Genomic DNA, 24055 nt, shown 5'->3' on the forward strand with positions numbered 1-24055 from the left:
TTTATGAATGGATAGTGCCCCGATGAGTCAATCGAATCTGCAGCTTGGCGTCGTGATGGACCCCATCAGCGACATCGCCTACAAAAAAGACACGACCCTGGCCATGCTGTGGGCTGCCCAGGCGCGTGGCTATACCCTCTACTACATGGAGCAGGGTGATCTTTTCATGCAGGCGGGCAAAGCCTACGCACGCATGCGCGCGCTCACCGTGCACCACGACCCGGCGCACTGGTTCGATCTGGGCGAGACCGAGTCGCGTCCGCTGTCGGATCTCGATGCGGTCTTGATGCGCAAGGACCCGCCAGTGGACGCCGAGTTCATCAACGCGGTGCATCTGCTCGGGTTTGCCGAGCGTGAAGGCGTGCTGATCGTCAATCCGACCCAGGCGCTTTTGCAGTGCAACGAGAAGCTCTTCGCCCAGCAGTTCCCCGAGTGCTGCACGCCGACGATCGTGGCCAGCCGCGATGACGTACTGCGCGCGTTTCATGCCGAGCACGGCGATGTGATCTTCAAGCCGCTGGATGGCATGGGCGGTACCGGCATTTTTCATATCGGCCCGGACGGGCGCAATATCGGCGCGGTGATCGAGCAGCTCACCCTGCGCGGTCAGCGCCAGATCATGGCCCAGCGCTACCTGCCCGAAATCAAGGATGGCGACACGCGCATTCTGCTGGTGGATGGGGAGCCCGTGCCTTTTGGGCTGGCGCGCATTCCCTCTGCCGGTGAAACCCGGGGCAACCTGGCCGCCGGTGGGCGTGGCGTAGCCCGCGAGCTCACCGAGCGCGACCACTGGCTGATCGACCAGGTCAAGCCGGCCATCAAGGAAAAGGGCCTGATGTTCGTAGGCCTCGACGTCATCGGCGATTACATTACCGAGATCAACGTCACAAGCCCTACCTGTGTGCGCGAAATCGACGACCAGCGCGGGACCGATATCGCAGGCTTGCTACTGGACGCCGTCGAGCGTCGGCTCGCCTCGTAAGGCCCAATAACCCGCGATTTACTGCACATCAAGCGAGGCGCGCTGGATTTCCGCGCGCCGTAGGAGACGCATGCAAAGCTTAAAGCACCACTTTTTAATGGCCATGCCGCACCTGGATGATGCCAACTTCGCCGGTAGTCTGATCTATCTGTGCGACCATGATCACAACGGCTGCATGGGCGTGATTCTCAATAGCCCGATGGATATCACCCTCGATACGCTGTTCGAGCAGCTCTCGCTGGGCGGAGACGACAGCCCCCATCGCAATGCGCCGGTTTACTACGGCGGGCCGATGCACAAGGACCGCGGCTTCATTCTGCATGTGGGCGACAGCCAGGCGTGGGACTCAAGCGTCCAGGTCGATGACAATATCGCGCTGACCACCTCGATGGATATTCTCAAAGCGCTGGCCGATGGCGAAGGCCCCGAGCAGTTTTTGGTCTGCCTGGGGTGCTCTGGCTGGGAAGTGGGTCAGCTCGAAGAGGAACTCAAGGAGAATAGCTGGTTGACCGTGGAAGGCGACGGCGGCGTTATTTTCGAAACCCCGCCCGCTGAGCGGCTGGCCGCCGCCGCCGGTATTCTCGGCGTCGACCTTAATCTGATGACCCGCGATGCAGGGCACGCCTAATGGCCATGGCGGGCCAGCGCCTGATACTTGCCTTTGATTACGGCACGCGGCGTATCGGTTTGTCGGTGGGCAACGAGCTTCTAAGAAGCGCGCGCGAGCTCGAGCCATTGACCGCGCGCGACGGCATTCCCGACTGGCAGCGTGTCGAGGCGCTATTAAAGGAGTGGCAGCCGGATCTGCTGGTGGTGGGCCTGCCGCTCAACATGGACGGCAGCGAATCGGCCATGAGCACCCGGGCACGCAAATTCGGCAATCGTTTACACGGGCGCTTTGGTCATCCGGTGGAAATGGTCGATGAGCGCGGCTCCACCAGGGAAGCCAAGACAATCGCTCGCGAGGCGGGCCATCGCGGCAATTACCGTGAAGAGAGTGTCGACGGCATTGCCGCCGTGCTGATACTGGAAGGCTGGTTCGCCCACCAGGAAGGCTTACCCGGCGGGCGGCTTTCGCTCTAAAAGGCGCTCTTTAAAGAGCGCTTTTTTAATGCTCGTCGTTTCTACACGACCCAAATGGACAGGGCGTCAGATATCCAGCGTGCCGGTTTGGCCGGGCACGAACCAGCGTACCGGGTGCAGGTCCTTGGCGATCAGCCCATCCACTTTCAAAAGCGTGGCAAAAATGGCCATACGCATGGGGATACCGTTATCGGTCTGGCGGAAAATCGCCAGCCGCGGGTCGCCGTTGAGATCCACGTCGAGATCGTTGGCCTGGGCGCGGCTGTCCCGCGGCAGCGGATGCATCACGATGGTGGACTTACCGCAGTACTGGTCCAGAAACGCCTTGTTCACCACGAAGTCGCTGGAAAGCCCCTTGAAGCCCTCGTTCATTTCTTCGGTAAAGCGCTCTTTTTGAATCCGCGTGGTGTACACCACGTCCAGGTCGCTGAAGTCCATGCCCAGATGTTCGCGTGTCTCTACCCGGTGGCCGCGGGATGTCACCAGGTCGATAAGCGAGGCCGGCATCTCCAGACCCGGCGGCGAGACCAGGGTAATCCGCAGCGGGTCATATAAAGAGAGCAGCTTGATCAGCGAATGTACGGTGCGGCCGTACTTCAAATCCCCGGTCAATAGAATGTGCGCACCGCTTAACGTCTTGCCGAGGCGCTGAAACTCCTTGTCGATCGTATAAAGGTCTAAAAGCGCCTGGCTTGGGTGCTCGCCGGGGCCGTCGCCCCCGTTGATGACCGGCACGTTGGTCGCCTCGGCAAACTCGGCCACCGACCCCTGGTCGGGGTGGCGCATCACGATGGCATCGCAGTAGCCGCTCATGACCCGGCTGGTATCGTAAAGCGACTCGCCTTTCGCCATGGAAGAGAAGGTAAAGCCGGTGGTATCGCAAACGCTGCCCCCCAGACGACAAAACGCGGCGTTGAAACTAACGCGGGTACGCGTACTGGCTTCGAAGAACAGATTACCCAACACCGCGCCTTCCAATACGCGCGTAACCTGCTGGCGGCTGGCGATGGGCTCCATTTGCGCGGCAACGCGTAAAAGGTGGTTAACGCTTTCGCGGTTTAATGAGTCGACGGATAGCAGGTGGGGGCTCATCACGGACCTCGGTGAAATGGTGGGCGAGAGCGCTAGTGTAACCGCCAACCCGCACCTTGCCGAAACGCTTTAATGAGCTTCCTTTACCTAGTGAAGCATTTTCTCTAAAAAGCCCTTGCGTTCAAGCCGGTGAGGCCGTAAAGTACGCATCCGCTGCCGGGGACGCAAGGCGTTGCCAGCGGTGAATGAGAGTGAAAACTCTCGGTTTGTCAGGAAGTTAGCGGTTTTTTGTTCGCTCGCTTCACTCGCCAAAATCGGCGGTTGACAAATTCAAGGATGAGCGTAGAATACGCCTTCCTCGCAACGGCAACCGGCTCAGGTCATCGAGTCAGTGTTTAAGCCGAAGCGAAACCGCTCTTTAACAATTTGATCAGGTAATTCATGTGGGCGTTTGCCGATGAGGGTGACAAGTCACCTTATATCAAGGCAAGCGCACAAGAAGAATTTTCGAATTCTTCAAATTCGTTTGAACCTTGAGCCAGGATTGATTCGCCTCTGTTGCTTTCGAGCGACAGGCAAGAATCACAATGATTTTAAACTGAAGAGTTTGATCATGGCTCAGATTGAACGCTGGCGGCAGGCTTAACACATGCAAGTCGAGCGGTAACAGGTCCAGCTTGCTGGACGCTGACGAGCGGCGGACGGGTGAGTAATGCATAGGAATCTACCCGGTAGTGGGGGATAACCTGGGGAAACCCAGGCTAATACCGCATACGTCCTACGGGAGAAAGGGGGCTTTGGCTCCCGCTATCGGATGAGCCTATGTCGGATTAGCTGGTTGGTGAGGTAACGGCTCACCAAGGCAACGATCCGTAGCTGGTCTGAGAGGATGATCAGCCACATCGGGACTGAGACACGGCCCGAACTCCTACGGGAGGCAGCAGTGGGGAATATTGGACAATGGGCGCAAGCCTGATCCAGCCATGCCGCGTGTGTGAAGAAGGCTTTCGGGTTGTAAAGCACTTTCAGCGAGGAAGAACGCCTGGCGGTTAATACCCGCCAGGAAAGACATCACTCGCAGAAGAAGCACCGGCTAACTCCGTGCCAGCAGCCGCGGTAATACGGAGGGTGCAAGCGTTAATCGGAATTACTGGGCGTAAAGCGCGCGTAGGTGGCATGACAAGCCGGTTGTGAAAGCCCCGGGCTCAACCTGGGAACGGCATCCGGAACTGTCACGCTAGAGTGCAGGAGAGGAAGGTGGAATTCCCGGTGTAGCGGTGAAATGCGTAGAGATCGGGAGGAATACCAGTGGCGAAGGCGGCCTTCTGGACTGACACTGACACTGAGGTGCGAAAGCGTGGGTAGCAAACAGGATTAGATACCCTGGTAGTCCACGCCGTAAACGATGTCGACCAGCCGTTGGGTGCCTTGTGCACTTTGTGGCGAAGTTAACGCGATAAGTCGACCGCCTGGGGAGTACGGCCGCAAGGTTAAAACTCAAATGAATTGACGGGGGCCCGCACAAGCGGTGGAGCATGTGGTTTAATTCGATGCAACGCGAAGAACCTTACCTACCCTTGACATCCTGCGAACCCGGAAGAGATTCCGGGGTGCCTTCGGGAACGCAGAGACAGGTGCTGCATGGCTGTCGTCAGCTCGTGTTGTGAAATGTTGGGTTAAGTCCCGTAACGAGCGCAACCCTTGTCCCTATTTGCCAGCACGTAATGGTGGGAACTCTAGGGAGACTGCCGGTGACAAACCGGAGGAAGGTGGGGACGACGTCAAGTCATCATGGCCCTTACGGGTAGGGCTACACACGTGCTACAATGGCCGGTACAAAGGGCTGCGAACTCGCGAGAGTAAGCGAATCCCAGAAAGCCGGTCTCAGTCCGGATCGGAGTCTGCAACTCGACTCCGTGAAGTCGGAATCGCTAGTAATCGTGGATCAGAATGCCACGGTGAATACGTTCCCGGGCCTTGTACACACCGCCCGTCACACCATGGGAGTGGACTGCACCAGAAGTGGTTAGCCTAACTTTGGAGGGCGATCACCACGGTGTGGTTCATGACTGGGGTGAAGTCGTAACAAGGTAGCCGTAGGGGAACCTGCGGCTGGATCACCTCCTTAAACGATGCGTCACTCTCCCGGCAAGCGCTCACAATGAATTACCTGATCAAGTAGCTGCTAAATGAGCAGTGATAAGTCAATCGCCTTCGGCGATGCCTTATCACTGCTTATGGCAGTCGCTCTTTAACAATGTATATCATGCTGACAGTATCGAATGACGATACGAAGACAAAAGCCCCCGGGCTTGCGTGTTCGTGGCGTGATCTCGATACGCAATTGTTTTGTGATACGTTTCAAGCGTATCCGGCAATCGTTGTCATTGCGGGATCCAGACTCCTTCGGGTTATAGGGTCAAGCAATGAAGCGCACACGGTGGATGCCTAGGCAGTCAGAGGCGATGAAAGACGTTGTAGCCTGCGATAAGGTTCGGTGAGGTGGCAAACAACCTGTGACCCGGACATCTCTGAATGGGGAAACCCACTGACCACAAGGTCAGTATCGTATCCTGAATACATAGGGATACGAGGCGAACCGGGGGAACTGAAACATCTAAGTACCCCGAGGAAAAGAAATCAACCGAGATTCCCCCAGTAGCGGCGAGCGAACGGGGACCAGCCCTTAAGCATGTGAATGGCTAGACGAACGGATTGGGAAGTCCGGCCGTAGCGGGTGATAGCCCCGTAGTCGAAAGTCTGATCATGTGAAATCGAGTAGGTCGGGGCACGAGAAACCCTGATTGAAGACGGGGGGACCATCCTCCAAGGCTAAATACTCCTGACTGACCGATAGTGAACCAGTACCGTGAGGGAAAGGCGAAAAGAACCCCGGCGAGGGGAGTGAAATAGATCCTGAAACCGTGTGCGTACAAGCAGTAGGAGCCCACTTGTTGGGTGACTGCGTACCTTTTGTATAATGGGTCAGCGACTTATATTCAGTGGCGAGCTTAACCGATAGGGGAGGCGTAGCGAAAGCGAGTCTTAACTGGGCGACCAGTCGCTGGATATAGACCCGAAACCGGGCGATCTATCCATGAGCAGGGTGAAGGTTGAGTAACATCAACTGGAGGCCCGAACCAGGATCTGTTGAAAAAGATTTGGATGACTTGTGGATCGGAGTGAAAGGCTAATCAAGCCCGGAGATAGCTGGTTCTCCTCGAAAGCTATTTAGGTAGCGCCTCACGTATCACCACCGGGGGTAGAGCACTGTTTCGGCTAGGGGGCCATCCCGGCTTACCAACCCGAGGCAAACTCCGAATACCGGTGAGTGCAGCGTGGGAGACACACGGCGGGTGCTAACGTCCGTCGTGAAAAGGGCAACAACCCGGACCGTCAGCTAAGGTCCCCAAATCCTGGTTAAGTGGGAAACGATGTGGGAAGGCTCAGACAGCTAGGAGGTTGGCTTAGAAGCAGCCATCCTTTAAAGAAAGCGTAATAGCTCACTAGTCGAGTCGGCCTGCGCGGAAGATGTAACGGGGCTCAAACCAGGTACCGAAGCTACGGGTTCATCCTCTGGATGAGCGGTAGAGGAGCGTCGTGTAAGCCGATGAAGGTGGATCGAGAGGTCTGCTGGAGGTATCACGAGTGCGAATGCTGACATGAGTAACGATAAGGGGAGTGAAAAACTCCCCCGCCGGAAGACCAAGGTTTTCTGTTCGATGCTAATCAGAGCAGAGTGAGTCGGCCCCTAAGGCGAGGCCGAAAGGCGTAGTCGATGGGAAACGGGCTAATATTCCCGTACCGGATGTCATTGCGATGGGGGGACGGAGAAGGCTAGGTGAGCCAGGCGTTGGTTGTCCTGGTGAAAGCGAGTAGGCCTGGGTCTCAGGTAAATCCGGGACCCTTTAAAGCCGAGACGCGAGACGAACGGACCAAGGTCCGGAAGTCACTGATGCCACGCTTCCAGGAAAAGCCTCTAAGCTTCAGATGACATGCGACCGTACCCCAAACCGACACAGGTGGTCAGGGTGAGAATCCCAAGGCGCTTGAGAGAACTCGGGTGAAGGAACTAGGCAAAATGGTGCCGTAACTTCGGGAGAAGGCACGCCGGATTAGGGTGAGAGGACTTGCTCCTTTAGCCCGAACCGGTCGAAGATACCAGGTGGCTGCAACTGTTTAGTAAAAACACAGCACTCTGCTAACGCGCAAGCGGACGTATAGGGTGTGACGCCTGCCCGGTGCCGGAAGGTTAAGTGATGGTGTTAGCCCTCTGGGCGAAGCTCTTGATCGAAGCCCCGGTAAACGGCGGCCGTAACTATAACGGTCCTAAGGTAGCGAAATTCCTTGTCGGGTAAGTTCCGACCTGCACGAATGGCGTAATGATGGCCACGCTGTCTCCACCCGAGACTCAGTGAAATTGAAATCGCCGTGAAGATGCGGTGTACCCGCGGCTAGACGGAAAGACCCCGTGAACCTTTACTATAGCTTCACACTGGATACTGATGTTGCCTGTGTAGGATAGCTGGGAGGCTTTGAACTCCGGACGCCAGTTCGGAGGGAGCCAACCTTGAAATACCAGCCTGGCATCATTGGTGTTCTCACTCGGGTCCGTTATCCGGATCGAGGACAGTGTGTGGTGGGTAGTTTGACTGGGGCGGTCTCCTCCCAAAGAGTAACGGAGGAGCACGAAGGTACCCTCAGCACGGTCGGACATCGTGCAATGAGTGCAAGAGCATAAGGGTGCTTGACTGCGAGACAGACACGTCGAGCAGGTGCGAAAGCAGGTTCTAGTGATCCGGTGGTTCTGTATGGAAGGGCCATCGCTCAACGGATAAAAGGTACTCCGGGGATAACAGGCTGATACCGCCCAAGAGTTCACATCGACGGCGGTGTTTGGCACCTCGATGTCGGCTCATCACATCCTGGGGCTGAAGTCGGTCCCAAGGGTATGGCTGTTCGCCATTTAAAGTGGTACGCGAGCTGGGTTTAGAACGTCGTGAGACAGTTCGGTCCCTATCTGCCGTGGGCGTTGGATGTTTGAGAAGGGCTGCTCCTAGTACGAGAGGACCGGAGTGGACGCACCTCTGGTGTTCCGGTTGTCACGCCAGTGGCATTGCCGGGTAGCTATGTGCGGACGGGATAACCGCTGAAAGCATCTAAGCGGGAAGCCCCCTTCAAGATGAGACATCCCCGAGGCCTCGAGCCTCCTGAAGGGCCCAGCGAGACCAGCTGGTTGATAGGCACGGTGTGGACGCGCTGCAAGGCGTTGAGCTAACGTGTACTAATGGCCCGTGAGGCTTGACCCTATAACACCCAAGGGGTCTGGTTTCGCAGTGACAACGACGCTCGACAGAGCACCGGATACGCAAAAAAGAAACGATCACAAGACAGTCAGCCGATATACATTGAAAGTTACGCCTGACGACCATGGCTTGCGTGAACCACCCGATCCCTTGCCGAACTCGGAAGTGAAACCGCAACGCGCCGATGGTAGTGTGGGGTCTCCCCATGCGAGAGTAGGTTATCGTCAGGCACCTCTTCGAAAAAGCCCCGAGCACTCTGTGTTCGGGGCTTTTTTATGCGTGCAGGAAATGTTCCCGTGCCGCCGCCACCCCGGCGGCGCGGTGCGCCGCATCGCTGGCTGAAGTCTGCTCCTACAAAAGCAGGGGGCGCAAGAACCTCGGTGCCACCGCGGCCTTGTAGGAGCCCGATTCATTGGTGGTCCGACACCTCGGCGATGGCGGCGTCAGCCGCCCGGGGTTGGATTCGCCACCGTGCCGGCCGCCCACCCCGGCGGCGCGGTGCGCCGCATCGCGGGCTGAAGTCTGCTCCTACAAAAACGAGGGGCACAAGAGCCTCGGTGCCTCCGCGCCCCTGTAGGAGCCCAATTTCATTGGGCGATGGCGGCGTCAGCCGCCCGGGGTTGAAGCGAGCACAGTGCCCGCCATCCACCCCGGCGGCGCGGTGCGCCGCATCGCTGGCTAAAGCCTGCTCCTACAATGCCTGCCCCCGTATAACACGCTGCCCCCCACTCACGCCGGATCGCCATTTGTGTCAAAATGCACGTCTCAAGGAGGATTGCCATGACACAGATGCGCTGGGAGCAGCTGCTCTCGCCCCGCCGTTTGCACGACAAGCGCTCGACCACTGGCCGCGAAATAGGGCGTACTCCGTTTCACAAGGACCACGACCGCATCGTGTTCTCGGGCTCGTTTCGTCGGTTGGGCCGCAAGACCCAGGTTCATCCGCTTACCGAAAACGACCATATCCATACCCGCTTGACCCACTCCTTGGAAGTAGGCTGCGTAGGGCGCTCGCTGGGCATGATCGTAGGCGAGCTGCTCCAGGACCAGCTCCCGGAATGGATTACGCCGGCGGATCTGGGCGTGATCGTGCAGACCGCCTGCCTGGGTCACGATATCGGCAATCCCCCCTTTGGCCACGCCGGCGAGTACGCCATTCGCGACTGGTTCCGCCGCGCCCAGGGCAGCGGGCTGCTGGAGGGGTTGTCCGAGGCCGAGTGTGAGGACTTGCTTACCTTCGAAGGCAACGCTCAGGGCTTTCGGGTCATTACCCAGATCGAGTACAACCAGTTCAACGGCGGGATGCGTCTCTCGGCAGCGACCCTGGGGACGCTGCTGAAATACCCCTGGACGGCGCGCTACGGCGGTCGGGCGGGCAAATTTGGTTGCTACCAGTCCGAGCAGGCGCTGCTGGCCGAGGTAGCCGAGGCGGTGGGCCTTTTACCCCAGGGCGAGCAGCGTTGGTGTCGCCACCCGTTGGCGTGGCTGGTCGAAGCCGCGGACGACATCTGCTACGCGCTGCTCGACCTGGAAGATGGCCTGGAGATGGGCATTCTGCGCTATGAAGAGGTCGTCGAGATTCTGCGCCAGGTCGCCGGCGAGTTTCCGCCGGAGTACGACGAGATGCTCAGCCGTAACGTCTCTCAACGCCGGCGTATTGCGCTATTGCGCGGGGCGGCCATGGAACGCGCGGTCAATGAAGTAGCCTCGGTGTTCGTGCAAAACGAGCAGGCATTGTTGACCGGCACACTGGGCGACGATTTGCTGGAACTTTGCCATCCGGACCTGGGGTGGGGGGTACAGGCCGCTAAACAGTTGGCAAGAGAGCGGATCTTTCAAAACGAGCGCAAGGCAAAGCTCGAGATCGGCGCCTATACGACGCTGGGGATTCTGTTGGAGGCGTTTATCGGCGCGGCCCACGAGCTACACCACACCGGGCAGAGCTCGTTCAAGCATCAGCGCGTATTGGCGCTAATTGGTGAGAACACGCCGCTGCCTTCCTGGACGCTTTACGACAGCTATCGGCGGATGCTCGATTTCATCGGCGGGATGACCGACCACTACGCCGTGGACTTGGCTCAGGAAATGGGCGGCCGGCTGCGCGGCGACTAAAGGCGTTATACCGACGGCTGACGCAGATGGCGGGGTTCCATGATCCGTGAGCGCTCCATGAGCACATGAATGACCTTGTCATGCATGATATCGCTAAGCGGCCCCGTCGTGATGTGGTTTAGCTGACGCGAGAGCTGCTCGCCGCTGACCACCATCACATCCGGCGCGGCTTCACTCGTGTCGATCTCCCAGCCGGGTAGCACCAGTACGCCTTTCACCTTGACGGGTACGCCGCAGCGCTGCTCCAGCCACTGGGAAAGCCAGGCCACCCCCTGGCGGGTTTTATGCAACGGGCGGCGCTCCTGCCAGTGGGGAAAACGCAACCGTTCCCGCTCGACCGCGACCTGGTTGACCTCTTTACCCTGGGTATTGATCGCTAGCGTCCGCGCCCGGGTTTCCACGACGAAGACGCCTTGCGGCGTGACCACGACGTGGTCGAGGGTGAAGCTATCGGTAGGCACATCGTGAAACACGTAATAGGGATGCGCTTCGGGGCGAATCATCCGCTCGAGTTCCTGGCCGACGGCCAGCTCGCAAGCGAGCCCCAGCTTGAGCCGGCGAATGCGCTGATAGTCGCGAATCAAAAGCAGCGAAAACGCCACCACCAATAGCGTACTCAGCAGGCCGTAGAGCGCCCATTCGATCCACTCCTGACGGATGACGAACAGCATGCGCCCCATGCCGTAGACCAGCGGCGCAAGGCTTATGATCGGGCCTAGTGCACCGTTTAAAAACAGGCTGGAATAGGCCTGGTCGAGGCGGTGGCGAAGGGCCTGGCCCGGTTCGCGTAGCGGTGCATCGAAGGGTGATTGGACCCGCGCATCGTGCAGGCTGCGCAGCGCCAGAACGACGCTGGCCATGGCGGCCATCGGGAACAGGAAAATGAGCGGTAGCAGGTAATCCAGCCAAACCATTGCAGTGCCTTACCGGTAAGCAGAGTCACTCTGCGGTGTTTGCCTGGCGGGTCGTCTAGCCACCCGCCAGCTTGACCTTGTAGCCCATCGCTTCAAGCGCCACTTTGAGCGTTTCGCGATGGTCCCCTTGAATCTCGACGATACCGTCTTTCACCGCGCCGCCGGTACCGCAGCGCTTCTTGAGCGTCTTGGCAAGCGTTTTGAGTTCTTCACCGCCAAGCGGAATGCCACTTAGCGTCGTGACCCCTTTGCCTTTACGTCCGCTGGTTTCGCGGCGGATGCGCACGATGCCATCTAGGGCTTCGATCCGCGCCTGTTCGCTGGCCTCTTCGCAGCGACACTGCTCGACCGGTTCGCGGCAATCGGGGCAGGTTTTACCCTGTTCGGTTGAGTATACAAGACCACCCAACTGGTCACGTAATGACGCCATACTGTTTCTCTACTAACGATTCGGGTATTGCCGCGGGCTCTCGTTCGAAGGCCAGACGCTCCACCACCCCGGTCAACTCGCGCATGCTGCGAATCTCGAGTGCGCCCTCGGGCGTGGTTTCTGTCTCGGGAAAGCGGTTGAGGTGGATGACCGTCATCCCCGCTTTCAAGGCGGCGCGCACACCGACCAGGGCATCGTCGATGGCGATGCACTCACCGGCGCTATACCCCATGATACTGGCTGCGTGTAAATGTAGACAGGGTTCGGGCTTCCAGCAGTTGGCGGTATAGCCGCTGAAAAAGCGCTTACCGAAGTAGCTGTCTAACCGGGTAGCCTTGAGGGCGGTCTGAATCTTGGTTTCCGGACCGTTGGAGACCACGGCGCTGGGAAAATGGCTCAGATTTTCGAGCGCATCGTACACCCCGGTTAGCGTCGTCAGTTCCTGGGCAAGACGAAAAGCCAGATTTTCGCGCATGATGCGCTCGGCTTGATCGAGGGTTTCGGCATCGACGGCGCCGAAACGGGCCTGAAGCTCGGCGACGATATTGCGAAAGCGCGCGCCGCGGAATTCACCCATGTAATCGCTGCGTTCGAAGGGCAGTCCGACACTGCTCAGCGCCGTGGCCATCTCTTCGGCAAGAAGGGGTTCGCTATCAACCAAAGTGCCATCACAATCGAACAACAAAAGTGGAAGCGGCATCGTTGATCCTTGCAGCGTTTCGCTGCGTGTAGTGATAAAAGCCGACCGTTGACCTATTGAACGAGATTTTTAGGGTTTTGTGAACACTGTTTTATAATTTTTTTACAGTTATATAACGCCGCCGCGGCCCTTGTGGGGCCGCGAGTAATGGTAGGCAGCGGCAAAAAGCGTGTTAAAACCTTCACCTAACGACGAAAGCTACAACGACGAAAGCTTATTCGGCGCAAACCGCACCGATGCAAAAGCTAAAACCTTAGCGCGTGAGTCGGCGGGAGTTGGCCCGGCTGCGGCGATGATAGGGCGAAAGCGTGTTTTGGCTGGTGACCCACCAGGGTGCGTAATGGCCGCTTAGCGCGTTAAGAAAGGTCTTTTGCATCACCATTCCGGCTTCCAGGCTCGCCTCGATTTTCTCGGTGACCATGCGCTGATTCTCCAGCATCATCGAGGGGCTGAAAAACGGCTGCGTCTGCCATAGCTTTTGTCGCTCGGTAATCGTCGAAAGCGAGGTGCTCCAAAGCTCGAAAGCCATGAAGCCCGCTTTGTAGATGCCCAGTACGGGTAGAAAGGGGGCGCTAAACGGCGTTTGTTTCATAAGAGCTACCTGTAACGATGCGGGATAGGTGCGCAAGCGCCCCTAAGCACCATACTACACCGATGCTGCGCTGCAACAACCGTTTTAGCGCCTGGGGCGGGCAAATAAAAAAAGGCGGCCGGGGCCGCCTTTGTCCATGCACAACAGCGTGAGATTATTTTACCTTGGGATCCAGCTCGCCGCGTGCGTAGCGTTCGAACATCGCTTCCAGGTTGATCGGCTTGATCTTGCTGGCGTTACCGGCGGTGCCGAAGGCCTCATAACGAGCGATACACAGATCGCGCATGGCCGTGACGGTCTCTTTCAGGAATTTACGCGGGTCGAATTCGGCCGGGTTCTGCGCCAGAAAACGGCGTACCGCGCCGGTGGAGGCCAAGCGCAGGTCGGTGTCGATGTTGACCTTGCGCACGCCGTGCTTGATACCTTCGACGATCTCGTCGACGGGCACGCCGTAGGTTTCCGGAATCTCGCCGCCGTACTGGTTGATGACATCCAGCCACTCCTGGGGCACCGAGGAGGAGCCGTGCATCACCAAGTGGGTGTCGGGAATGCGGGCGTGGATCTCCTTGATCCGCTTGATCGAGAGCGTATCGCCGGTGGGCGGCTGGGTGAACTTGTAGGCGCCGTGGCTGGTACCGATGGCGATGGCCAGCGCGTCCACGTGGGTCGCCTTGACGAACTCGGCGGCCTCTTCCGGGTCGGTGAGAAGTTGCTCCATGTCGAGCTTGCCTTCCGCGCCGATGCCGTCCTCTTCACCGGCCATGCCGGTTTCCAGGCTGCCCAGACAGCCAAGCTCGCCCTCGACGGAAACGCCGCAGGCGTGGGCCATTTCCACCGTGCGACGGGTCACGTCGACGTTGTAGTCGTAGTCCATGGGCGTCTTGCCATCTTCACCGAGTGATCCATCCATCATCACCGAGGAGAAGCCGAGCTGAATCGAGCGCTGGCATACCGCGGGGCTGGTGCCGTGATCCTGATGCATGGCCACGGGGATATGCGGAAACTCTTCGACCGCGGCGAGAATCAGGTGGCGCAAAAACGGCGAACCGGCGTACTTGCGCGCCCCCGCCGAGGCCTGAATGATGACCGGCGAGTCGGTTTTGTCTGCGGCCTCCATGATGGCGCGCATCTGCTCGAGATTGTTGACGTTGAAGGCCGGGATGCCGTAGCCCTGCTCGGCGGCGTGGTCGAGCATTTGGCGCATGCTGATTAAAGCCATGAAGTCACCTTAAGTTTGTCTGTATTGATGGATGAGGTGGATGCAATTACCGGGTGCCGCGGGCGGCGGCTTCAAGGGCAGTCACGGCGGGGAGCTCCTTACCCTCGACGTACTCTAAAAACGCGCCTCCTCCGGTCGAGATATACGAGACGCGGTCACTAATGGCGTACTTGTCGATAGCCGCCAGAGTGTCGCCCCCGCCGGCAATCGAGAACGCCGGGCTTTCGGCGATGGCGTTGGAAAGCGCCTCGGTGCCCTTACCGAACTGATCGATTTCGAATACCCCCACCGGGCCGTTCCATAAAATGGTACCCGCCTCTTTCAAAAGGCCGGCCAAGCGCTTGGCGGTCTCCGGGCCGATATCCAGAATCATCTCGTCGTCATTGACCTGGTCGACCGGCTTGACCGTCGCTTCAGCGGATTCGGAAAACTCGGTAGCGACGACCACGTCCGTCGGCAGCGGGATATCGACCGTGGCCATTAACGTTTTGGCCTTGTCGACTAGCTCCGCCTCGTAAAGCGATTTGCCCACATTGTAGCCCGCCGCGGCGATGAACGTATTGGCAATCCCGCCGCCGACGATCAACTGGTCGCACTTTTCAGAAAGCGCGTTGAGCACGTCGAGCTTGGTGGAGACTTTCGAGCCGCCGACGATCGCCGTCATCGGGCGCTTCGGGTTGGCCAGCGCCTTCTCCAGCGCCTCGAGCTCCTGGGCCAGCAGCGGGCCGGCGCAGGCTTTTGGCGCAAAGCGCGCGACGCCGTGGGTCGAGGCCTGGGCGCGGTGAGCGGTGCCGAAGGCGTCCATTACGAAGATATCGCAAAGCGCGGCGTAGCGTTTGGCAAGCGCCTCGTCGTCGCCTTTCTCACCGCGGTTGAAGCGTACGTTTTCGAGCAGCACCACCTGGCCGTCGTCGAGGGTCGGCGGCTGGTCCAGATAATCGGTCGAGAGCGTGACCGGCTGGCCCAGAAGCTCACCCAAGCGCTCGGCGACCGGGGCCAGCGAGAACTCCTTTGCCGACTCGCCTTCGGTAGGCCGGCCCAAATGACTCATCAGCATGACCTTGGCCCCTGCGCTTACCGCCGCTTGAACGGTCGACAAAACGGCGCGCAGGCGCGCATCACTCGACACACGGCCATGCTTGATCGGTACGTTCAGGTCCTCACGGATCAGTACACGCTGTCCTTGAAGCGATAATTCGGACATTTTTTGCACGTTCATCTAGGCGGCTTCCTTGTGGTTGGGCGGTGACGCGTCATGGTTTCGAGCGCGCGGTGGCGGTCAAAGCGGCCAGGCGCTGGCTGATGTCCAGCATACGATTGGCAAAGCCCCATTCGTTATCGAACCAGCAGAGTAGCTTGACCAGGCGCTTGCCGGCCACGCGGGTCTGGGTGGCATCCAGAATGCCCGAGTGCGGGTCGTGATTGAAGTCTATCGACGCCATCGGTGCCTCGGTATAACCCAGCACCCCGGCCAGGCGCGTTTCGGCGGCCTGGCCCAGCAGCGCGTTGACCTCGCAAGCGTCGGTATCGCGGCGCACGGTGAGCGAGGCGTCCATGGCCGAAACGTTAATCGTCGGCACGCGTACGTGCAAGCACTCGAAGCGTCCGGCAAAGCGCGGCATCAATCGGCTGATACCCACGGCCAGGCCCGTGTCCACGGGCACGATGGAGTGCATCGCCGAGCGGGTCAGGCGAAGATCGGTCTGGTGGTAGGCATCGATCACCGGCTGGTCGTTCATGGCCGAGTGGATGGTCGTGGTGACGCCGTGCTCCAGGCCCAGCGCCTCATCCAGCACGGTCAAAAGCGGCACCAGACAGTTGGTCGTACACGAGGCCGCCGACAGAATGCGCTGCTCGAGCGAAAGCGAATCCTCGTTGATGCCCCATACGATGGTGGCATCCACGTCCGACTCCGCCGGCTGGGAGAAAAGCAGCCGCTTCGCGCCGGCTTCGATATGTTTTTCGGCGGTGGCGCGGTCCTTGAAACTGCCCGAGCACTCCAGCACCAGGTCGATGCCAAGCGAGCGCCAGGGCAGCTTCGCCGGGTCGGGCTCGTTGAGTATCTGGATGCGCTGGCCACCGACGATGAGCGCTTCGCCGTCGTTTTCCACCTCGCCTGGAAAGCGCCCGTGGGTGGTGTCGAACCGGGTGAGGTAGGTGATCGTTGCCAGGTCCGAGCGCTCGTTGATCGCCACGACCTCGAGCTCCGGGGGGCCGCGCTCGATCAGTGCACGCAAAACGCACTGACCGATACGGCCGTACCCGTTGATGGCGATGCGGTATGTCCTGGAATCGGCCATGGCGTGGCGGCTCTTCAAAAAACGGTGGGGCCGTAGCGGCCGTAAACGCTTGGGATAATAGCGTATTTTAAGCCCCGGCTCCTACCAGCTGCCAGGCAAACGGCAGTAAAAGCGCGGTAAAAATGCCCGTCAGGCTCATGCCTAGCGAGGCGAAGGCGCCGGCCGCCGGGCTTATGTCGAAGGCCCGTACGGTGCCGATGGCGTGACCGTTGAGCCCTAACGCAAAGCCGATCAGGCGGTCGTCGTCGATCTTCAAAAACCTTGCGGCGGCGGCGGTACAGGCCGCCGTGGTCACGCCGGTGACCAGCAGTGCCCCCAGCATCAGCGCGACCGACCCGCCGATCTCCTCGGTAATACCGATTGCGATGGGCGCGGTCACCGATTTGGCGGCCAACGACGACAAAAGCGCCGGCGGCACGCCCAGTAGCCAGGCGATCCCCAGCGCGTAGCAAACGGCCAGGCTAGCGGCCAGGGGTAAACAGACCAGAAGCGGGCGCCAAAGCGCGCGAATGTGGGGGAGCTGTTGGTGAAGCGGTAAGCCCAGCGCCACGGTGGCGGGGCCGAGCAAAAGCGTTAGCCACGTCGCCCCTTCCCGGTAAACCTCGTAGGGCAGGCCGATCAAGGCGAGGGTGGCCGCCAGTAAAAGCGCGGCGATCAGCACCGCCGGTAGCCAGGCGGGTCGCTTCAAGCGGATAAACAGGGCGTTGGCCAAAAGATACGCCGCCAGCGTCAACGCAACGGCAAAAAGCGGCGTGGCGGACAGCGTTTCGAGCAAACCGTTAGCGGGCACGGGGGGTGTCCATCAGGCGTTTGAGAAGCCAAAGTGTGGTGACGACGCTCAAAAGCGTGCCCACCACTAACGCAAACAAAATGGCCAGCCACTGACCGCCCAGCTCGTCGAGGATAAAAAACACCCCGACGACGCCGGGCATGATCAACATGGCCAACATCGCGATGAGCGGCTGGGCCGCGGCGGCAAGCGATGTGGGCACGCGGCGCAGCACGATCAGCGTGGCGGTCAGCGCAAGCATTCCCACCACGCCGGAAGAGACGGGGAGGCCGGTGAAATGAATCACCGCCTCCCCGATCAGGTAGTAGCCAATCAGCCACAAGAAACCGGTTAACGCAGGCATTGTGGCCTATGACCTATTCGTTTCGATTTAACCCAACAGCTCATTGGCTTGGGTGACGACGTTTTCGACGGTGAAGCCGAAGTGCTTGAACAGATCGCCTGCCGGCGCGGACTCACCGAAGGTGGTCATGCCGATTACCCGGCCATCCAGACCCACGTACTTGTACCAGTAATCGGCGTGGGCCGCCTCGATGGCGATACGCTTGGTTACCGCCTTGGGTAGCACGCTCTCCTTGTACTCGGCGTCCTGACCGTCGAAACGGTAGGTCGAAGGCATCGAGACCACGCGAACGGCGCGCCCCTGGCCTTCGAGCTCGGCGGCGGCGTCCATGGCCAGACCCACTTCCGAGCCGGTGGCGATCAAAATCAGCTCCGGGGTGGCCTCGGAGTCCTTCAGGACGTAGCCACCGCGCTGAATGGCGGCCAGCTGCGCTTTGGTGCGCGCCTGGTGGGGCAGGTTCTGGCGCGACAGCACCAGCGCCGTGGGCCCGGAGCGGCGTTTGAGCGCCGCATCCCAGGACGCCATGGTCTCGACGGCGTCACAGGGGCGCCAGGTCGAAAGGTTCGGCGTGGTGCGAAGGCTTGTGAGCTGCTCGACCGGCTGGTGGGTCGGGCCATCTTCGCCAAGGCCGATGGAGTCGTGGGTGAACACGTAGATCGCGTGATTACCGATGAGCGAGGCCATCCGCACGGCGTTGCGCATGTACTCCATGAAGATCAGGAAGGTCGCGCCGTAAGGCACGAAGCCGCCGTGCAGGGCAAGGCCGTTCATCACCGCGCCCATACCGAACTCGCGCACACCATAATGCAGGTAGCTGCCGTTCGGGTCTTCCGCGGTGATCGCTTTGGTGCCTTCCCAGAAGGTCAGGTTAGAAGGCGCCAGGTCGGCGCTGCCGCCCAGAAGCTCCGGCATCTGCGGGCCAATCGCGTTGAGCGCCAAAAGCGAGGCCTTGCGCGTCGGGATGCTTTCGCCTTTTTCCTGGGCCTTTTCGATCAGCGCCTCGGTGCCAAGCTCTGCAGGCAGCTCGCCCTTCATGCGACGCTTGAACTCGCGGGCGAGCTCCGGGTGGGCATCGGCGTAACGGGTAAAGCGCTCGTTCCAGGCCTCTTGCTGCTTTTTACCCTCTTGGCGGGCATCCCAGGCCGAGTAGATCGGCTCGGGCACATGAAACGGCGCGTGCGCCCAGTCAAGCTGTTTGCGCGCTGCGGCGATTTCTTCATCCCCCAGCGGGGCACCGTGGGCGTCTTCTTTACCCTGCTTGTTGGGCGCGCCGAAGCCGATAATGGTCTTGCAGATGATCAGGCTCGGCTTATCGCTTTGCTTGGCAAGCTCGATGGCCGCCTTGATCTCGTCTGGCTTGTGGCCGTCCACATTGGGCACCACGTGCCAGCCGTAGGCCTCGAAGCGCTTGGCGGTGTCGTCGGTGAACCAGCCCTCGACCTCGCCGTCGATGGAGATACCGTTGTCGTCATAAAGCGCGATCAGCTTGCCCAGCTGCTGGGTGCCGGCAAGCGATGCCGCCTCGTGGGAGATGCCTTCCATCAGACAGCCATCGCCCAAAAAGCACCAGGTGTGGTGATCGACCACGGTGTGGCCGGGGCGGTTGAACTGCGCGCCGAGCGTCTTTTCGGCAATCGCAAAGCCCACCGCGTTGGCAAAGCCCTGACCGAGCGGGCCGGTGGTGGTTTCGATACCCGGGGCGTAGCCGAACTCCGGATGGCCCGCGGTGGGCGAATGGAGCTGGCGAAACGCCTGCAGGTGCTCGAGGCTTACATCGTAGCCGGTGAGGTGTAAAAGCGAGTAGAGCAGCATCGAGCCGTGCCCGTTGGAGAGCACGAACCGGTCGCGGTCGGCCCATTTCGGGTCTTCGGGGTTGTGCTTGAGGTAGTCATTCCACAGCACCTCGGCGATGTCCGCCATTCCCATGGGGGCGCCAGGATGGCCGGACTTGGCCTTCTGGACGGCATCCATGGAAAGGGCGCGAATGGCGTTGGCCAGCTCAAAACGGGACGGCATGGGGGGCTCCTCGCCTAAACGAAAACGGTAAAAGCGTTATTGTCGCTGACTTCCCCGGCATCGGCAAATTAAAGGCGCGCGTTATGGGAAGACGGAGCCCTTGCGTGTAAACTTTACCGTTTAAGGCGGCACCGCCGCTTTATGACTCTGGCAGGGTGCCTCCTGCCATGATTTTCCTGATGCTGTCAGCTGGCAGCCGTCGTACGAGGGCCGAGCGCGTAATGAGCGAATATTCCCTGTTTACCTCCGAATCCGTTTCCGAGGGGCACCCCGATAAAATTGCCGACCAGATTTCCGACGCGGTGCTGGATGCGATCATCGCCCGGGACAAGCAGGCGCGCGTGGCCTGCGAAACCCTGGTGAAAACCGGCGTAGCGATCATCGCCGGCGAGATCACGACATCCGCCTGGGTCGATCTGGAAACCCTGGTGCGCGATGTGATCACCGAGATCGGCTATACCTCTTCACAAGTGGGCTTCGACGGTGCCACCTGCGGTGTGGTGAATCTGATCGGTAAGCAGAGTGTGGAGATCGCCCAAGGCGTGGATCGCACCAAGCCCGAAGATCAGGGCGCCGGCGACCAGGGCCTGATGTTTGGCTACGCCACCAACGAAACCGACTCCTACATGCCGGCGCCGATTCACTATTCGCACCGCCTTGTAGAGCGCCAGGCCGAGCTTCGTAAAAACGGCATGCTGCCCTGGCTTCGCCCGGACGCCAAAAGCCAGGTGACCTTCCGCTACGACGCCAAAGGCCAGCCCTGCGGCGTGGATGCCGTGGTGCTCTCGACCCAGCACGACCCGGAGATCGCCCAGGAAGACCTGCGCCGCATGGTTCAGCGCGAAATCATCGAAGAAGTGCTGCCCGCCGAATGGCTGGATGAGAACACTCAATACCACATCAACCCGACGGGCAAGTTCGTCATCGGTGGCCCGGTGGGCGACTGCGGCTTGACCGGGCGCAAGATCATCGTCGACACCTACGGCGGTATGGCCCGCCACGGCGGCGGCGCGTTCTCGGGCAAGGACCCGTCGAAAGTGGACCGCAGTGCCGCCTACGCCGGGCGCTACGTGGCCAAGAACGTGGTCGCCGCGGGCCTGGCGGACAAGTGTGAAATCCAGGTGTCCTACGCCATCGGTGTGGCCGAGCCGACCTCGGTCGCCATCGACACTTTCGGCACCGGTAAGCTCGACGACGCGCGCATCGTCGAGCTGGTGCGCGAGCACTTCGACCTGCGTCCCTACGCGATCACCAAAATGCTCGATCTGCTGCACCCGATGTATCAGCTCACCGCGGCCTACGGCCACTTCGGCCGCGCGCCCTTCGAGCACAGCTACCAGTGGGTCGACGACAAGGGCGAGACGCGCACTGAAACCTTCACGGCGTTCCCCTGGGAGAAGATCGACAAGGCCGACGCACTGCGCCGCGCCGCCGGGCTTTAAGTCGAACGCTTGCTAGACAACGCCCCCGGTTACCCCGGGGGCGTTTTTTTGTGGGCGAACGCGTCGTTTTAGCCTAGGCTTGGCTATGAATAGTTAGGCTCGGGGCAGAATAATGAACGTCAAACGACCCAGACACGCCCACGCGCGAACCGCGTATTATCTGATCGCCGCCCTCGGGATGGCGCTCTGGACGCTGCTTTGGCCGCTCGCGGCAAAAGCCGATGCCTGCCCCCCTTGGCCCGAGGCGCAGCTGGCGCTGGAAACCCAGGCGCTCGCCGAGCAAATCGCGCTGTGGGATTTGAGCTACCACGCCGAGGGCGTTGGCCTGGTGAGCGACACGCTTTACGACCAGGCCGTCGCGCGGTTGGGCGAGTGGCAGCGGTGTCTGGGGCAAACGCCGACGCATCGCCCGCTCGAAGGCGTAGTGCGCACCACCTCGACCCGGCATCACCCGGCGGCCCAGACCGGGCTTGAAAAAGCCGACGAAGACGGCGTGCGCCGGTTTACCACTCGGCGGGAAAACCTTTGGATTCAGCCCAAGGTGGACGGCGTGGCAGTGACGCTGCGCTACGCGCAGGGCACGCTGGTCGAGGCGGTGAGCCGCGGAGACGGCGAACGCGGCCAGGACTGGACCGCACGGGCGCAAAGAATCGACACCGTACCCAACGAACTCCCGCAAGCCATCGATGCCATCTTCCAGGGCGAGCTCTACTGGCGCCTGGAGGATCACGTTCAGTCCCAGGCGCCGGACAGCGGCGCGCGAGGCCTGGTGGCCGGCGCCATGGCCCAGCGCAGCCCAAACGTAGAGACGCTTACGCGCATTGGCCTGTTCGTCTGGGATTGGCCGGATGGGCCCACCGACATGGCCGCGCGGCTGGAAGCGCTTGCATCGCTTGGCTTCGATACCGGTGCCTACACCCATCATCTCGACGCCGAACACGACGCCGCCTACTGGCGCGATGTCTGGTTCAATGCGCCGCTGCCCTTTGCCACCGACGGCGTGGTGATCAAGCAGGCCGAGCGGCCCGGGGTGCAGAGCTGGTCCTCATCGCCCCCTGAGTGGGCCATTGCCTGGAAATACCCGCCGTCCCAGGCGTTGGCCATGGTGCGCGGGGTAGAGTTTCGCGTGGGCCGCACCGGGCGGGTCACGCCGCTTTTATGGCTCGACCCGGTCATGCTCGATGGCCGACGCATCAGCCGGGTGTCGCTTGGCTCGCTGGATCGCTGGGAACAATGGGACGTGCGCCCCGGCGATCAGGTGGCCGTCGAGCTTGCCGGGCTGACCATCCCCCAGGTGAGCGAGGTGGTCTGGCACACCCGCGAGCGCGGCGAGCTCACTCCACCCGCACCCGAGCAGTATCACCTTTTAAGCTGCTTTACGTTGACGCCGGATTGTCAGGATCAGTTGCTGGCGCGGCTGACCTATTTGGGCGAGCAACTGGGCATGAACGGCGTTGGCGAAGGTACCTGGCGCGCACTGCTGGACGCGGGCCAGGTGGACGGCCTTTTAGCCTGGCAGCGGCTAAGCCACGAGGAGTTAACCCGCGTTTCCGGCATTGGCACGGCCCGCGCCGAGGCGCTGATGGGAGCGTTCGGTCAGGCCCGGCGCGCCTCCTTCGAAGCCTGGCTGACCGCGTTGGGCATGCCGCCCGGCGGCGATGCGCGCCTGGGTGACTGGGAGGCGCTGCGCGCGCTAAGCGCGGATGAGTGGCAAGCACGGCCCGGGGTGGGCCCGGTGCGCGGCGAGGCGCTGGCCGCGTTTTTCAGCCACCCGGAGGTGACCCGCATGGCCACGCAGCTAAGAGCCTACCGGGTAGCGGGCTTCTAGGCTGACGCTAACCCAGGCCGGTGATCGAGAGCATCGCCCCCAGGTAAAGCGGGATCAAAAGCGGTGCCAGCAGCGTACTCACCAATACCGCCAATGCCCCTTTCTGGGGCTGAATCCCGAGCTCCATGGCGACCACCACGACGTTGGAGGCCATGGGGACTACGCTCAAGAGCAAAAGCGCCAAGCCAAGCTCCAAAGAAATCGGGGTGAGCGCGCCAAGCGCCAGCACGATGACGAGCATCAATACCGGCCAAAGCACATAGCGAAGCCCCAAACAGGCCAGGATGAAGCGCGTATCCCAGGCGGCAAGCTTTACCTGGCTTAGCGTCATGCCGATGATCATCATCCCTAGCAGCGTAAACGTGGCGGGAAACACCGCCAGTGACTCCATGACCGGCGCGGGGAGCGCCACCGACAGCGCGCTCAGCAAAAGCGCCGAGGCAAACGCGTAGAGTAGTGGCAGCCGGCTGATCTTGGTAAGGCTCTGGCGCACCGTGAACTGCCCCCGGGCGCTTAGATAAAAGCCCACGGTGAACTCGTAGAGATTGATTCCCAGCATGCAGAAAAGATAAAGCGTGACGCCTTCCGGGGGGAGCAGCACCAGGGCGATGGGCAGGCCGAAGTAGCCGGTGTTGCCGGTGCCCGAGGAGAACGCCAAAAGCGCGCCTTCGTGGGGGCCGAGGTAGCGCCGGCCGACGCGGTTGACCAGTAGCGCAATAGTGCTGGTCAGGATAAAAAGCGCAAGCGTCAGCCCCAGGTAATCGATAGTGGGCTCGCCGTTCATGAGCGCTCTAAAAATGGTCAGCGGCGCGATCACATAGACCAGCAGCGTGGCAATGGGCTGCGGGTTTACCTGCAAGCGCCGCGCGGCGATAAAGCCCAGCGCGACAAATCCCAACAGTGTGAGCAAGGGGCCCATCAGCGTGGCCGAGGATAAATCCATGGTGTCGTCCCAATGAAATCAGC

Annotated in this window: 18 protein-coding genes and 3 rRNA genes; 9 read left to right on the forward strand and 12 right to left on the reverse strand. The window is 60.6% G+C overall.

The features are described 5' to 3' along the window. The first annotated feature begins 22 nt into the window (after window positions 1–22). The 3 genes from gshB (at window position 23) to ruvX (ending at window position 2065) form a co-directional block, all read left to right on the forward strand. Window positions 23–982, forward strand: a complete 960-nt coding sequence (gene gshB, locus ACWHVV_RS00185; RefSeq protein WP_447927568.1) for a glutathione synthase — start codon at window positions 23–25, stop codon at window positions 980–982. A gap of 70 nt (window positions 983–1052) precedes the next feature. Then, window positions 1053–1610, forward strand: coding sequence for a YqgE/AlgH family protein (locus ACWHVV_RS00190; RefSeq protein WP_447927569.1), 558 nt, complete (start codon window positions 1053–1055; stop codon window positions 1608–1610). Then, window positions 1610–2065, forward strand: coding sequence for a Holliday junction resolvase RuvX (ruvX, locus tag ACWHVV_RS00195; RefSeq protein WP_447927570.1), 456 nt, complete (start codon window positions 1610–1612; stop codon window positions 2063–2065). Before ACWHVV_RS00190 ends, ruvX begins: the two co-directional genes overlap by 1 nt. 66 nt (window positions 2066–2131) lie before the next feature. Here the strand turns inward: ruvX and pyrB are convergent, their stop codons facing one another. Further along, entirely contained in the window at window positions 2132–3157 is a 1026-nt protein-coding gene (gene pyrB / locus ACWHVV_RS00200) for an aspartate carbamoyltransferase (protein ID WP_447927571.1), read from the reverse strand. A gap of 535 nt (window positions 3158–3692) precedes the next feature. Here pyrB and ACWHVV_RS00205 point away from each other — a divergent pair. The 4 genes from ACWHVV_RS00205 (at window position 3693) to ACWHVV_RS00220 (ending at window position 10515) form a co-directional block, all read left to right on the forward strand. Continuing rightward, window positions 3693–5225: ribosomal RNA gene (locus tag ACWHVV_RS00205) — 16S ribosomal RNA — on the forward strand. Between the two features lie 289 nt (window positions 5226–5514). After that, window positions 5515–8406 (forward strand): 23S ribosomal RNA (locus ACWHVV_RS00210). Between the two features lie 111 nt (window positions 8407–8517). Next, a 5S ribosomal RNA gene (gene rrf / locus ACWHVV_RS00215) occupies window positions 8518–8633 on the forward strand. Together the 16S, 23S and 5S rRNA genes form the textbook arrangement of a ribosomal RNA operon. 550 nt (window positions 8634–9183) lie before the next feature. Then, on the forward strand, window positions 9184–10515 hold the full coding sequence (locus tag ACWHVV_RS00220) for a deoxyguanosinetriphosphate triphosphohydrolase (protein WP_447927572.1): 1332 nt from the start codon (window positions 9184–9186) through the stop codon (window positions 10513–10515). 5 nt (window positions 10516–10520) lie between these two features. Here ACWHVV_RS00220 and ACWHVV_RS00225 read toward each other — a convergent pair whose 3' ends face one another. The 10 genes from ACWHVV_RS00225 to tkt all read right to left on the reverse strand — a co-directional run bounded on the left by ACWHVV_RS00225 (window position 10521) and on the right by tkt (window position 19819). Then, window positions 10521–11429, reverse strand: a complete 909-nt coding sequence (locus tag ACWHVV_RS00225) for a nuclease-related domain-containing protein (RefSeq protein ID WP_447927573.1) — start codon at window positions 11427–11429, stop codon at window positions 10521–10523. Between the two features lie 55 nt (window positions 11430–11484). Continuing rightward, a complete protein-coding gene (locus ACWHVV_RS00230; RefSeq protein ID WP_447927574.1) occupies window positions 11485–11859 on the reverse strand; it encodes a translation initiation factor Sui1 in 375 nt (124 codons plus the stop codon). After that, the gene (locus ACWHVV_RS00235) at window positions 11843–12559 is read right to left on the reverse strand and encodes an HAD family hydrolase (RefSeq protein WP_447927575.1); all 717 of its coding nucleotides are present in this window, start codon (window positions 12557–12559) and stop codon (window positions 11843–11845) included. Before ACWHVV_RS00235 ends, ACWHVV_RS00230 begins: the two co-directional genes overlap by 17 nt. A 253-nt stretch (window positions 12560–12812) precedes the next feature. Beyond that, entirely contained in the window at window positions 12813–13151 is a 339-nt protein-coding gene (locus ACWHVV_RS00240; protein ID WP_447927576.1) for a hypothetical protein, read from the reverse strand. A gap of 154 nt (window positions 13152–13305) precedes the next feature. Then, entirely contained in the window at window positions 13306–14370 is a 1065-nt protein-coding gene (gene fba, locus ACWHVV_RS00245; protein WP_447527306.1) for a class II fructose-bisphosphate aldolase, read from the reverse strand. A 46-nt stretch (window positions 14371–14416) separates the two neighbouring features. After that, the gene (locus tag ACWHVV_RS00250; protein ID WP_447927577.1) at window positions 14417–15589 is read right to left on the reverse strand and encodes a phosphoglycerate kinase; all 1173 of its coding nucleotides are present in this window, start codon (window positions 15587–15589) and stop codon (window positions 14417–14419) included. A gap of 34 nt (window positions 15590–15623) precedes the next feature. Next, entirely contained in the window at window positions 15624–16670 is a 1047-nt protein-coding gene (locus tag ACWHVV_RS00255; RefSeq protein WP_447927578.1) for a type I glyceraldehyde-3-phosphate dehydrogenase, read from the reverse strand. Between the two features lie 67 nt (window positions 16671–16737). Then, the gene (locus ACWHVV_RS00260; protein ID WP_447927579.1) at window positions 16738–17460 is read right to left on the reverse strand and encodes an LrgB family protein; all 723 of its coding nucleotides are present in this window, start codon (window positions 17458–17460) and stop codon (window positions 16738–16740) included. Then, window positions 17450–17803 (reverse strand): CidA/LrgA family protein, encoded by a 354-nt coding sequence (locus tag ACWHVV_RS00265; protein ID WP_447927580.1) that lies wholly within the window; start codon window positions 17801–17803, stop codon window positions 17450–17452. Before ACWHVV_RS00265 ends, ACWHVV_RS00260 begins: the two co-directional genes overlap by 11 nt. Window positions 17804–17830: 27 nt before the next feature. Then, the gene (gene tkt, locus ACWHVV_RS00270; RefSeq protein WP_447927581.1) at window positions 17831–19819 is read right to left on the reverse strand and encodes a transketolase; all 1989 of its coding nucleotides are present in this window, start codon (window positions 19817–19819) and stop codon (window positions 17831–17833) included. A 221-nt stretch (window positions 19820–20040) separates the two neighbouring features. Between tkt and metK the strand changes: the two genes are divergently transcribed. Both metK and ligB read left to right on the forward strand, forming a co-directional pair. After that, window positions 20041–21261, forward strand: a complete 1221-nt coding sequence (metK, locus tag ACWHVV_RS00275; protein WP_447894809.1) for a methionine adenosyltransferase — start codon at window positions 20041–20043, stop codon at window positions 21259–21261. Window positions 21262–21373: 112 nt separating this feature from the next. Continuing rightward, entirely contained in the window at window positions 21374–23089 is a 1716-nt protein-coding gene (gene ligB, locus ACWHVV_RS00280; RefSeq protein ID WP_447927582.1) for an NAD-dependent DNA ligase LigB, read from the forward strand. Window positions 23090–23096: 7 nt separating this feature from the next. On the opposite strand, the gene ACWHVV_RS00285 is transcribed toward ligB, so the two are convergent. Next, on the reverse strand, window positions 23097–24032 hold the full coding sequence (locus ACWHVV_RS00285) for an AEC family transporter (protein ID WP_447927583.1): 936 nt from the start codon (window positions 24030–24032) through the stop codon (window positions 23097–23099). Window positions 24033–24055 lie beyond the last annotated feature (23 nt).

Source organism: Vreelandella sp. EE27, assembly GCF_968206495.1.